Origin of the sequence: Acinetobacter sp. KAM396 (assembly GCF_021602765.1) — a bacterium.
Taxonomy (GTDB): Bacteria; Pseudomonadota; Gammaproteobacteria; order Pseudomonadales; family Moraxellaceae; genus Acinetobacter; species Acinetobacter towneri_A.
Window position 1 is genome coordinate 43,370 of sequence record NZ_BPPH01000007.1, and the last position, 13,085, is coordinate 56,454.

Annotated in this window: 13 protein-coding genes; 6 read left to right on the top strand and 7 right to left on the bottom strand. The window is 41.3% G+C overall.

Features of this window, described 5'->3' with window-relative positions; genetic code table 11:
* Positions 1-13: 13 nt before the first annotated feature.
* From L6C30_RS05730 to L6C30_RS05740, 3 genes are all read right to left on the bottom strand, one after another.
* Complete coding sequence (locus L6C30_RS05730; RefSeq protein ID WP_236162552.1) at positions 14-784, bottom strand: transporter; 771 nt, start codon at positions 782-784, stop codon at positions 14-16.
* A 16-nt stretch (positions 785-800) separates the two neighbouring features.
* Positions 801-1,343, bottom strand: a complete 543-nt coding sequence (locus L6C30_RS05735) for an ankyrin repeat domain-containing protein (RefSeq protein WP_136144366.1) — start codon at positions 1,341-1,343, stop codon at positions 801-803.
* A gap of 164 nt (positions 1,344-1,507) precedes the next feature.
* Complete coding sequence (locus L6C30_RS05740) at positions 1,508-1,873, bottom strand: HPF/RaiA family ribosome-associated protein (RefSeq protein WP_004974190.1); 366 nt, start codon at positions 1,871-1,873, stop codon at positions 1,508-1,510.
* A gap of 308 nt (positions 1,874-2,181) precedes the next feature.
* On the opposite strand from L6C30_RS05740, the gene L6C30_RS05745 reads away from it, so the two are divergent.
* The 5 genes from L6C30_RS05745 (at position 2,182) to L6C30_RS05765 (ending at position 6,540) form a co-directional block, all read left to right on the top strand.
* Positions 2,182-2,355 (top strand): hypothetical protein, encoded by a 174-nt coding sequence (locus L6C30_RS05745; RefSeq protein WP_180169342.1) that lies wholly within the window; start codon positions 2,182-2,184, stop codon positions 2,353-2,355.
* A gap of 67 nt (positions 2,356-2,422) precedes the next feature.
* Positions 2,423-3,157, top strand: coding sequence for an outer membrane protein OmpK (locus tag L6C30_RS05750; RefSeq protein WP_236162553.1), 735 nt, complete (start codon positions 2,423-2,425; stop codon positions 3,155-3,157).
* A gap of 171 nt (positions 3,158-3,328) precedes the next feature.
* Positions 3,329-4,111: a sulfite exporter TauE/SafE family protein gene (locus tag L6C30_RS05755; RefSeq protein ID WP_236162554.1), complete on the top strand. Its 783-nt coding sequence runs from the start codon at positions 3,329-3,331 to the stop codon at positions 4,109-4,111.
* Positions 4,112-4,287: 176 nt separating this feature from the next.
* Positions 4,288-5,703, top strand: a complete 1,416-nt coding sequence (locus L6C30_RS05760; protein ID WP_230245555.1) for a DASS family sodium-coupled anion symporter — start codon at positions 4,288-4,290, stop codon at positions 5,701-5,703.
* Positions 5,704-5,838: 135 nt separating this feature from the next.
* Positions 5,839-6,540 (top strand): phospholipase D family protein, encoded by a 702-nt coding sequence (locus L6C30_RS05765; RefSeq protein WP_180072864.1) that lies wholly within the window; start codon positions 5,839-5,841, stop codon positions 6,538-6,540.
* 77 nt (positions 6,541-6,617) lie between these two features.
* Here the strand turns inward: L6C30_RS05765 and parE are convergent, their stop codons facing one another.
* Positions 6,618-8,498 (bottom strand): DNA topoisomerase IV subunit B, encoded by a 1,881-nt coding sequence (gene parE / locus L6C30_RS05770; protein ID WP_230245557.1) that lies wholly within the window; start codon positions 8,496-8,498, stop codon positions 6,618-6,620.
* 14 nt (positions 8,499-8,512) lie between these two features.
* Entirely contained in the window at positions 8,513-9,097 is a 585-nt protein-coding gene (locus L6C30_RS05775; protein WP_230245668.1) for a YqiA/YcfP family alpha/beta fold hydrolase, read from the bottom strand.
* Between the two features lie 308 nt (positions 9,098-9,405).
* Here L6C30_RS05775 and L6C30_RS05780 point away from each other — a divergent pair, with 308 nt between their 5' ends.
* Positions 9,406-10,737 (top strand): GPI inositol-deacylase, encoded by a 1,332-nt coding sequence (locus L6C30_RS05780; protein WP_236162555.1) that lies wholly within the window; start codon positions 9,406-9,408, stop codon positions 10,735-10,737.
* Positions 10,738-10,874: 137 nt separating this feature from the next.
* Here the strand turns inward: L6C30_RS05780 and L6C30_RS05785 are convergent, their stop codons facing one another.
* Positions 10,875-11,408 (bottom strand): disulfide bond formation protein B, encoded by a 534-nt coding sequence (locus tag L6C30_RS05785; RefSeq protein ID WP_230245558.1) that lies wholly within the window; start codon positions 11,406-11,408, stop codon positions 10,875-10,877.
* A gap of 18 nt (positions 11,409-11,426) precedes the next feature.
* The gene (gene gshA, locus L6C30_RS05790) at positions 11,427-13,004 is read right to left on the bottom strand and encodes a glutamate--cysteine ligase (protein WP_236162556.1); all 1,578 of its coding nucleotides are present in this window, start codon (positions 13,002-13,004) and stop codon (positions 11,427-11,429) included.
* Between the last annotated feature and the right edge of the window lie 81 nt (positions 13,005-13,085).

Below are 13,085 nucleotides of genomic sequence, written 5' to 3' on the forward strand. Positions count from 1 at the left end.
TGGTTTTGATTGCTTAGAATAGGAACGCCATACCTAAACCTGCACGGTAACTTTTATCTGCACCGTCTAAATCGACACAGACACTGGCATCCAGCTGAGTGCGTTCATTCAGTGCGTAAATCACCCCTGAAGTTAAGCCATATTCATTATCCTGACTTTCAGCTTTACGATAGACTAATTCTGAAAAACCTGACCATTGATCGTTTAAACGGTATTGAATATTGGGAATCGCTGTAATCGCCCAATCGCTATTTTGCACATCATAACGCATGTTGATGCCTGTTTTTAACAGCTCGCTGTATTGATAGTTGACTGCCGTAGCCAAGCTATAAATATCATCTTCTTCGCTAAAACCATCATTGCCTGTAGCAATTAGCGCTTGCAACAACACGGCCATGGAAAGTTTGTCGTCATTTAAATCAATGGCTTGTTTCAAACCAATGCTGACATCGCCTAAACCATCCTCTTCAACCGATTGACCTGCGGTTTTGCTTTTGCTCCAAGCAGGACCTTGCCAGCCCAATTGCAACTCTAAATCTTGTGCCAACCCTGTACGTAACAGCATGTCAGCATTGAGGCGAGTGGTTTTAACTTTTTCGCCCAAAGCATTGTTGCTTTCCTGATAACTTGCACTTGGCAAAGCCTGTTCCCAAGCCAATTTCCCTACAGGTGTAATACCCGTACTGATTCCTGCACCAGGACGATCAAATTCAAAATCTGCCGCGCTCACCTGCATGCTGATGCCTGCCGCCACGATCAAACCAACTGTTTTTAATGCTGACATATTATTATCTCTGCTCTTAGGCCAATTCTTTGCTCATTTTAGCGCCATAACGACGCAACAATTCTAAAGTCTGTTGTTCTTCTGGCAAAGCATCCGACCACTGAATTTCGTCAAAATCACAATCAAACAATAAATCACTAATTGAAGATAGAATAGTTAAACCATCTTCATCTTTGCTGTTCGGATCGACTTTTTCATCCAATAAACGCTGTACAGCAGGAACACACGCTGCAGAAGCCGCATCCCATAACGGGCCATAAATTTCTTCGGCATCCCATAAATGCAAATTCACTTTAGCTTGAATCAGTGCCTCTAATATATCGAGATGCACTTGTAAATCTTGCTGTTTTTGCTGCTCTGTGAGTGGTTGACCCGCTTCGTATGCTTCACAGACTTTTTCCCACCATTGAAATAAACCATCTGACCAAACTGAAATCACAGGGCCTTTTTCGGCATCCATAAAGTTAGGGTCTAAACCGTCTGCCAATAGGCGTTGCACTTGGGCAAGGTCTAATTCTTCTATTGCTTGCACCAAGACTTGTTGTTGCGCAGTTAACATGCAGAGAGCTCTCTTATTCAATGTTTAATTTAGAACTATTATGCCCAATAAAGCGACATTTGTATGAGATAAATGTCAGGAAATGGTGAATTTAGTGCATTGGCTGCATGCAAACACAAAAAAGCCCCGCAAAATTTGCGAGGCTCTTGGAATCTGTCTGATCCTTATTCGTCGTCGCCACCAACATCTGTATCTACAAATTCTGGGCGAGCACCACGAGGATTCTCATTTTTCTCAAACGCATGTTCGAGGCTGCGTTTTAAGCGGTCAATCGCACCATGAATGGCTGTATCAATATTATGACCACGATGATTCACAACCACTGGTTTTAAACCTGCTGGACGGGCTTCAATCATGCAACGGATGTCGTCATCACCGCCTTTTTCCCCATTTTCATCACTAAAATGTACTGAAAAATGGGTAATACGCTCACTGTGGCGTTGGAATTCATTATTCAGTTCTTCACGAACGTAACTAATTAATCGATCACTGTTTTGAATGTTTTTATCGGTACGGATTTCAATATTCATGATTTCATCCTCTTGCGTTCGTTATTTCTGAATCTTGTTGTGCCAAAATCTTACATATAATTTTATACATATACGTTTTAGCGTGTTTATAATGTGCTGTTTTTACAGCATAAAGTACATCTTCAACTTAGTTTGGAATAACTTCCTCCCGTTTGAATGATGAACACTTTTAAGTCTGCAGAACCGTGTCCCTATACCTTGAATATCGGGCCTATCCAAAAAATATGCAAGCGATATTTATAGAAAAGCAGCAAAAGAATAACCCTTTTAGGACAAGTTTTCGCTCAGATGTTCAATAAGCAATCAATTTGACTGTTCAAGCAGATGTGATTGATTTTTCAACACAGAAACTTGATGCTTTTAAGGGGCTTAGCATGGCATGCAAAAAGCTAGACATTATTTTTACCATTGGTTTTAAATCCTGCAAAAAATGCAGCGCTTTTAGAATTGGCAAAAAATACCAAGAAATGACCTGTCAATAATCGAATTTTGCTTTATTTTTGCTTAAGAATCTGTATCCTTGAAACGCTTTTCTTGGGGTCTTATTTTATGAAATTTACACATATTGCTGCGCTATGCGCTCTCTCTACTGCTGCAACTTTTACGCAAGCAAATCCTATTGTATGGCAGGATTTCAGCTTGACTGGTCTTTATGGTGAAAACTATGAAGTAGGTACTGAAGATCGTACGACTCTTACTGCTGAATATGCAGCTAAACTCAAATATTCTGATGTGTTCTTCTTCGTTGACCAACAGTGGGATGGCAATGATGATGACTCAACCTATTTTGAATTAGCACCACGGTTAAGCTTGGGTGAAACTACAGGTCAAAACTTATCTTTTGGCCCAGTGAAAGATGTTCTCATTGCAACCACTTGGGAACATAATGCTGGACACGGTACCAATACTGAATTCAATAACTTCTTATACGGTATTGGATTTGCTTTAGACATCCCATATACCCAATATGCAAACATCAACTTCTATAAAGTAGAAAATGATGACCAAGAAGATGATTATCAAATGACCATCAATTATGCTGTTCCATTTAAAATTGGTTCAGAAGAGTTCTTGGCCGATGCTTTCCTAGACTGGTCTACGGCAGAAGATGACCATGCCAGCGAATTGAACTGGACTTCTCAATATAAATGGAATGTGGGCAAACACATTTCACCTAAAACTAAATTATACGTGGGTATCGAACACTCTGTTTGGAACAACAAGTTTGGAATTAAAGGCGTAGATCAAAACGATGTTAGCGCATTGGTCAAATACCACTTCTAAGCCTGCCCCATCGCTATTCAAAAAAGCAAGACTTCAGTCTTGCTTTTTTATTAGTCGTTAAAATAGTTTCAATCGTTATACATTGCACACCACCACGCAAGCCATTTGTACTTGGTGCAAAACTCCGCTACATTGAGTTAAATTTCAAATAAAAAGCACTGTGAACCCCACATGCAAAAAACCGATTTCATTATTCTGCTGTTTTGTGCGATTGCTGCAATTTTGCATGGCATGAGTGGTTTTGGCTTTCCTATGCTCAGCACCGCAGCAGTGGCGATGCTGTATCCACTCAGTACCGCAGTTGCCTTAGTCCTTATTCCCTGTTTACTGTTAAATCTATTTATGCTGCGGGGCGATACACAGCAATCTTTATTGAGCAGTTTATATGGCTACTGCAAAAAATATTGGGGCTTAATTCTCAGTGCGCTGATTGGCAGCTATTTGGGCGTCAGTTTGCTGCTGATTCTAAATGAAGGCTATTTAAAATTTGCGATGGGTTTACTAATTCTGCTTTATGTGGCCGATCAATTTCGACAATATCCTTTGCAAATTTCTGCCTCACTGAAAAATATGCTGATTTTTGGTTTTCTAGCAGGTGTGATTGGTGGTGCAACGAATGCCATGGCACCATTTCTGATGATGTATTTGCTCAGCACCCAACACAGCAAAACTGATATTGTAGTGATTAGTAACTTAAATTTTATTATTTCCAAACTCATTCAACTGGCAGTTTTATTTCCAGTCATTCAACAGTTTAATCACATACAATTACAAGTTTTAGCCCTGATTTGCCTAATTTCTGTGGCAATGGTTTATGTGGGCAGTCAGATTCGTAAAAATATTTCTCAGACTGTATTTAAGCAGATTGTATTTACTTTACTGGGTCTTATGGCTATTTACGCAATTGCTCAAGGATTATCCATCATTTTAAAACAGCCTGCATTGATGGTATAAATCATTAAAATGTACATAACAAATGGAAAATTATTTAGATTTTTTTAGCTTAAATAAATTTTTAAACCTATAATTAAAGCTAGCTTAAAAGACAGTCTATTCAGACTGCTTCGGTCGTTTGCATCGACCAATCTTCCCTCTTTTCTTTTAATTCCTTTTTGACGGAGTGAACTTCTATGGAAAATAACCATATAGAAGTGCCAGCCAATATTAAGCGAAAAGAACTGATCAAGACCTGGGTGATTGTTGCAATTGCAGCCCTGCTCTCTTTCGGTTTATACAATGTCTTGCCCTATGATGAAAATGCAAATAAGGGTCTAAGTCTGTTGCTTTTTATTGGTATATTATGGCTCACCGAAGCTGTACACATTACCATTACCGCGCTTTTGGTGCCAGTGCTTGCCGTAATTTTGGGCATGCCTGTAGAAAATGCCAGCAAAGTGCTTGAGCCAATTAGCACCAGCAAGGCATTGGCAACTTTTGCCGATCCTGTTATTTTCCTGTTCTTTGGTGGTTTTGCTTTAGCAACTGCACTGCACATTCAGAAACTGGATCGTAAAATTGCAATGTGGATTATTTCCATGTCGGGCGGTCATTTGGGAATTTCGGTTTTATCTATTTTTGCGGTCACTGCTGCGTTGTCAATGTGGATTTCCAATACAGCCACCGCGGCAATGATGCTACCGTTAGCACTGGGTTTATTGTCACACCTTGATGCCACCAAAGAGCGTAAAACCTTCGTTTTCATTTTATTGGGGATTGCCTACTCTGCCAGTTTAGGTGGTTTGGGTACTTTGGTCGGTTCGCCGCCAAACGCCATTGCAGCCAAAGCATTAGACTATGACTTTGCTGACTGGATGAAAATTGGTTTACCAATGATGCTGATTTTACTACCAGCGATGTTGGTCAGCTTATACTTGGTATTGCGTCCAAATTTAAACCAGAAAATTCATTTTGAAACTGAAGTCATTCCTTGGACCAAAACCCGTATTGCAACGATGATTTTATTCGCATGTACTGCAGTGGCATGGATTTTTGGTAAAAAACTTAGCGAAACCTTTGGTATTAGCCAACCCGATACATGGACTGCATTAGCTGCTGCATGTTTGGTGGTCATGCTAGGTACTGCATCATGGCGGCAAGTGGCTGAAAATACCGATTGGGGCGTGTTATTACTGTTTGGTGGTGGTCTAACCCTCAGTGCAATCTTAAAAGATTCAGGAGCATCTTTGGTATTGGGTCAAACCCTTGCCAATACCTTTGGTGATACTTCGCCATTGGTAGTGATTTTTGCGGTGACCATCTTCATTATTTTCTTAACTGAATTTACCAGTAATACAGCGTCTGCTGCGTTATTGGTTCCTGTATTTGCTGCAATTGCAGACCAAATGGGTATTCCAAAAGAAATTTTAGTGGTGATTATTGGTATTGGGGCATCTTGTGCCTTTATGCTTCCTGTGGCAACGCCACCAAATGCGATTGTATTTGGTACTGGTCAAATTAAACAAAGTGAAATGATGAGTGTGGGCATGGTCTTGAACGTCATGTGCGTATTTATTATTTCATTATTCGTATATTGGTTCTTTAGTTAAGTATCAATAAAAATGGAGCACAAGATGCTCCATTTTTTTCACCTTAATTTTAGAATATTTTAATCATCAAATAATTACCTAAATAAATTCGCTATACTCAGGACTTAATAATTTAGACACGATGAGGAGGGTTAAATGGCTAAGTTTTTGAATACGAGCGCGACCAATTTTTTCTTAGAAGAACTTATAAAAAATGCCAAAGAAAGGTTAATTTTAATTAGCCCATATTTACGTTTAAATGACCGTATTAAAGAGTTACTTGAAGATAAAGATCGACTCAAAATTGATATTCGAATCGTTTATGGAAAAAGCGATTTACATCCTGATGAAATAAAATGGATGCAAAAACTTGATTTTGTTCGGCTCAGTTTTTGTAAAAACTTACATGCTAAATGCTATCTCAATGAATCTGAATGTATTATTTCTAGTCTAAATCTTTATGAATTTAGCCAAATTAATAATAACGAAATGGGCATTTTGATTCGCAAATATGAAGATCAAGATGTCTTTAAAGATGCTTATGAAGAAGCACAACGTATTATTCGTATTAGTGATGAAGTTAGAATTAGTTTAGATGAAGTGAAAGCCGAACCAACAAATGAATCTGTTGAAGAAACCAATGACAATAATGTTGGTAAATTAACATCATCTAAACTTGCAGCAAAACATAAAATGAAAACCAATGAATTGTTGGCTCATTTTACCGAAAAAGGCTTCTTAAATATCAATGATGCTGGAAAGCACATACTCACTCAACAAGGCAAAGACGTAGGTGCAGAATTTAAAACCAGTCAATATGGTGGATATTTTTTATGGCCTGAAAATATTGAATTATAAAATACCAATTAAAATCACACTAAAAAGCATCCATTACTTTTTTGAAAATAATGGATGCTTTTTCCAAACTAAATCAGCTAAACCGCCAAATCGGCTAAATTACCTTTCTGCTCTAACCATACTTTACGGTCTGCAGAACGCTTTTTGGCCAGCAATTTATCTAATAAACCTGCAGTAAAATGACTGTCATCTAAATCAAGTTGCACCAAACGGCGTGTATTTGGATCCATCGTGGTTTCGCGTAGTTGACTGGCATTCATTTCACCCAAACCTTTAAATCGGGTAATTTGCGGATTTTTGGTTTTGGCTTTTTTAAGCGTATTTTCCAACTCATCTTCATCTAGCGCATAATGCACATCTTTACCGTCATCAATACGGAATAATGGCGGCATGGCAACGTATAAATGCCCATCTTCCACCAAGCTTGGGAAATGTTTCACGAATAAAGCACACAGCAAGGTAGCAATGTGTAAACCATCTGAGTCGGCATCGGCCAAAATACAAACCTTGCCGTAACGTAATTCAGACAAGTCATCACTGCCTGGGTCAACCCCAATCGCAATTGCAATATCGTGTACTTCCTGTGAAGCCAAAACCTCGTCCGAAGATACTTCCCACGTATTTAAAATTTTTCCGCGAATTGGCATGATCGCCTGAAAGTTTTTATCGCGCGCTTGTTTGGCAGACCCCCCTGCAGAATCACCTTCTACAATAAACAGTTCCGATTCTTCACGGGTTTGCCCCACGCAGTCGGCCAGTTTACCTGGCAAGGCTGGGCCTGAAACAATTTTTTTACGTTCTACTTTTTTCGCCGCTTTTAAACGACGACCTGCTTTGGAAATAGCCATTTCTGCCAATTGCATGGCAATGTCAGAGTTTTGGTTCAACCACAAGGCAAAGGCATCTTTGGCGATATTCTGCATAATACTTGCCGCTTCACGGCTCGATAAACGCTCTTTGGTTTGCCCTGAAAACTGCGGTTCTTGGAACTTTAACGATAAAATATAGTTGACCCCATCCCAGACATCTTCGGCAGACAGTTTTAAATTGCGCGGCAATAAATTGCGTAATTCACAAAACTCGCGTAAAGCATCGGTCACACCAGAACGCAGCCCATTGACATGCGTACCACCTTGCGCAGTCGGAATCAAGTTGACATAACTTTCCTGAATTTGCTCGCCGCCTTCTACATTCCAGCAAATTGCAAATTCGGCACTGGCACGTTCTGCCTCACCTGTGGCCACAAAAGCAGGAGCAGGTACAATCTCACGATCTTCCAGCTCATCCATCAAATAGTCGACTAGACCATTTTCAAACTGCCAAACAATTTTTTCATCGTTAATTTCATCAATGTAATGAATTTCTAAACCAGCAGCCAGTACAGCTTTGGCTTTTAAATTGTGTTTTAAGGCTTTAAGCGCAAATTTAGGCGAATCAAAATATTTAGCTTCAGGCCAGAAATGTACCAACGTACCCGAAGCACGTTTTGGTGCTTTGCCCTCTAAAACTTCTAAAGGGGCTGCCGCTTCGCCCTGATCAAAAGCCATTTTATACAGGTTGCCTTGACGCTGTACGGTCACTTCAACCCGACTGGATAAGGCATTCACGACAGAAATACCGACCCCGTGCAAACCACCCGAAAATTGGTAGTTGTCGGTGCTGAACTTACCGCCTGCATGCAGCTTGGTCAGAATAATTTCAATCCCGCTTTGCCCGTATTCTGGGTGAATATCGACAGGCATACCACGGCCATTGTCTTCTACCGACAAAGAGCCATCTTTATAGACTTTTACGGTAATTTTATTGGCATGCCCTGCAAGTGCTTCATCCACCGAATTATCAATAACTTCTTGCGCCAAATGGTTCGGACGTGTGGTGTCGGTATACATGCCCGGGCGACGACGTACTGGATCTAAACCAGATAAAACTTCAAGAGATTGAGCGGTATATTGAGACACGTTGTACTGTTTCCTTAAGCTAGGGAATCCGATAAAAATTGCAGTAACATCGGAATTTTGTCTGCAAAATCATCCATGGCATGATTGCCGTGCGCTTCAGTCATGATCATGGCCGAAGGCGAGGCAGCACTATAATAACGCTGCGCTTCACGATAATCCAAAACTTCATCGCCTTGTTGCAATAACACCAATATTTTGTCTGCATCTTGCGCAACTGGCAACGCAATGTCTGCTAAGTCATCCAATTGCGCTGCAGTTAAGCTCCAGTTCGGATGTACCACGTATGGCAACACATCGCCAAACAAGTCCTGAAACAATTGCCATGGTCGCATAGCAGGGTTAATCACAACAGCAGGTACATGATGCTGTGCGACCAGTTGTGTCGCATAAAAGCCGCCTAGACTGCTCCCTACCAACGCCACGTTGGTCAAACTTTGAATCAATCCCGAAACGTTTGCTAAGACCTGTAAAGGTGGGGCATTTAAATCGGGCAAGTGCATTTGAATATCAGGGCGATGCTGCTGTACATAAGCATGCAATAACTGCCCTTTCATGGACAAGGGACTACTTTGAAAACCATGTAAGTAAATTAAATTCATGCGTGACATTTCTGAGCAACACCATTCATTTTTTGGCTGATACAGCACTTATTTTGCGTTTTTAATTTAATTTTCATGGAAAAATGCAATTGTTAGACAAAAAGATGCGAACATCTTGGCATTCATCGGTATTTTACAAGTAGTTCAAGATGAACACGATAAAATAAAAGTATCGGGTTTGGTGACAATTCAGCTAAAAATTTACAGTCCTGTAAATTCATGAAATGCCAGCAGACCCTTGAGTTTATACCGCGAACCCAAGTAAAAATAAAGCGTTCGGTATATGGGAACATAAGGGGCAACACAGTATGCCAAGTTTAACACCGCTCCATGAAACCTATTGTAGATGGGACCGTACACCTCCAAGTCAGGCCGATGTACTAGAAGGCTTGGCGCAGTTGGTCAGCACGCGCCTGAATGCCGTGATGAGCGAAGTGATTCAAACTATTCAGCGTGAAGTTTTGCTCAGCGTATTTGGCATGAGCGAACAACGCTCTCAAAAGTTTCAAAAAACTGCGACTTTTCAAAAGTTGTATAAGTTTACATTCCACAGCTTACAACAATACGGCTATCACTTTATTGCGCCTGGTTTACGTAAAATTATTGCGCAATTTCCCAACTTACATGACAAGGCACTTACACCAAGCCTACATTTTTTAGTGGGTGTACTGAATGGCATACTGGGAGATTATCTACTCGAACAGCAAAATCCGCTCGCCTTACCCATGGTGCTCTATGACCATTATGGCGAAGTCCAACAGGGCGATTTGTCTGGGCGTGTGGTAATTTTTGTGCACGGTTTATGCCGCAATCACCTCGATTGGACTACACATCAATTTGGTGGTTTTGGTGAAAAATTACTGGCACAACGTGACCATAACACCATGCTATATCTGAATTACAATACAGGACGTCGTATTTCTGCCAATGGTCGCAGCCTTGCCAATACCTTAGATGATTTAATTCAGCGCCATCCTAAAATTACCAGTATTGATTTAATTGGGCACAGCATGGGCGGTTTGGTATCGCGCAGTGCGCTGTTTTACGGCAAGCAAAATTTACAGCACTGGATTCACTTGGTCGAAAATCTGGTTTGTTTGGGCTCACCACATCACGGGGCAGTTTTAGAGCGTTTTGGTTTCCATTTACAGGAAAAATTAGGTCGCTTCCCCATTGTGAAAATTGTCGGGCATTTGGTGAATATCCGCAGTAACGGCATTTTAGATTTGCGCTATGGCAGTGTGCGAGATGATGACTGGGAACACAATCAGGCACGAATTGGTCAGGTAGATGACAACCGCAAACCTGCGCCTTTGCCGACCCATATTAATGCTTATTTTGTGGCAGGAAGCATTGAGTTTGAGAAAAAGCAGAACCTGACCCGTAAAGTCATTGGCGATTATTTGGTCAGTATAAAAAGTGCTTTGGGGGAACATCCTAACCCACGTTTTCAATTAAAACTGCCTGAATCGCACAAAGCTGTGTTCTATGGTCTGAACCACTTTCAGTTACAATATCATCCAAGTGTGGCAGAGCAATTGGTGAAATGGTTTTATCCTGCGCATGAAGAAGTACCAGAGCAGCAAATTCATGAATTTATTGGCGATTGGTCAAGTTTAGAAGGCATTGCGCTTACCTAACACAGTCCAAGCAGTTCAAAATACCCTACAACACGATGATTGGTAGATAGATTTTCAACAGATACACAAAAAAAATGCGCCATCGCAATTTTATGGATGACGCATTTTTATCAATTCAGTGGGTAGGCTGCCGGAATTTATTTTTTCTTCACTTTGCCAAATGTAGCCGATGCCACAAACGGATAGTTACGCAACAATTGCCATAAACTGATGATCGCCAACACGCTAAAGAACAGCAATGACCACACAGGTAAAGACTGCCCTAAGAACGTCCAGTCAATCACAGCACATTCACCTGAACCGGACAGTACTTGTTGCAATACAGCTTTCATGGGTAAGGCATCTACCAAATAATCCAGTCCTGGACCGCAGCTTGGCACTTGATCGGGCGGAAGATTTTGCAGCCACACATGTCGTGCTGCCACACCCACTGACCACAAAATTCCAATACTGCCAAGCAGCGCATAAATACGCTTAACTACGTTAGATTTAGGATTATGCACAAAAGCAATCAGTGAAACCAAGCCCAATGCAATTAAACCCACGCGCTGAAAAACGCACAGTGGACACGGCGCTAAACCTTGCACATGCTCTAAATACAATGCAAATGTCATCCCGATGACACTGGCTAAAAATAAAACACCACTTAGCAGACGATAACTCAATTGCATGTTTAAATCTCTGAGCTGTTATCTATATTGTGCGACATAGTCTGCAAAACTCAGACCCTGTGCTTGTTCAAGTTGTTTTTGTTGCTGAATAGATTGCACTGCAATTTCATCAAAATATGTTTGTGTTTCAGGACGCAATAGATGTTGCTCATAGGCATGTGCATGTTGCTGGGCCATATAACTGCCAAAGCCCCAGGTACCGCCATGTTGAATAGTATCGGCAATCATGTGTGCCGACAGGGTTTCATCGTCTTCATGCAAACGTGCCATCATGCGCTCTAAAGCTTGAGAATATAGCTGCGTCGCATAACATTGATCAAGTAAAGCAGCCAAAGGTTGCATCGCGGTGACATACTGCTTTCCCCAAGCTTCAATTGGGGTTTTAACATCGCCCTCTTGAATTTGCGCATTTGGCGCACGCCCACGATTGACCACTTCAGCCTGATTTTTTTCGATAATGCTTTGTTCTGCATCTAACAAGGCAGGGCTGTCTTGCAATAAACAATACAATGCCAAGACTTCCAAAAAGCCTGCTGTATCTTCATCTATCCCAATTGGGCTGTACGGATTGACATCTACCGCACGCAATTCGACATAACCAATACCACGATTGGCAAGTGCTTGAGATGGGGTTTCACCTTCTTGTGGTACTTGTTTTGGGCGCACCAAACTGTAGTACTCATTTTCAATTTGCAGCACATGGTCATTAATTTGAATTGGTTCACCCGTGGCATCATCTAAACCTAAGCGGCTAAATGGCAAGTACGGGGTTTTTACAGCTTTTTGTAAACCATCCAAATAACCTGTTAAGTCATTGTAATGAATACCAAGTTTTTTCTGTGCTGAGTTTTGATAGCCAAAGTTACCCATACGCAGCGCAGTCGCATACGGCAAATACAAAGTGCCTCGTAACAACGGCAATAAATGATGCTCGCGCCCTGTCATAAAACACTGACAGACCGATGGACTCGCACCGAGCAGGAACATTACCAATGGCGTTAAACGAATAAAATTACGAATTAAACCCAAATAACGATGACTACGATAATCTTGCAAACTCAGTGCTTTGAGCTGCTCATCGCTTTCATGTTGTTGCAAAGCAGCAAATAAATGTTCAGGGAAGGATAAATTATAATGCACCCCTGAAATGGTCTGCATATGGCGACCATAGCGCACGCCCAAACCACGACGATACAAGGTTTTAAAACGCCCGATATTGGAGCTGCCATATTGCGCCAGTGGGATATTGTCATCAGTTTCATCGAGCATACACGGCATCGACAGCGGCCAAAGCTTTTCACCTTCGCCCAAGTGTTGATGCACCACGCTATGAATATCACGCAAATAATCCAGCGCGTGTTGAATGCTGCTTTGCGGTGGAGTAATGAACTCCATCAGTGCTTCAGAATAGTCTGTGGTAATGTGTGGATGTGTGAGTGCCGAACCTAAGGCTTGAGGATGTGCTTGCTGCGACAAGAAGCCATCGCTTTGCATACGCAGACTTTCGCGTTCAATCCCGCGCAACATCCCTTGAAGCAGCGCAGCATCTACCCATGTTGGTAGAACATCTTGCGCATTTGGTTCGGGTTCACTCATTATACTCTCGCTTAATCCAATACACTGCAAATACCACATAAACCACAGGCTGATTTTGGGTCGGTGGCGATTTTCTCAATC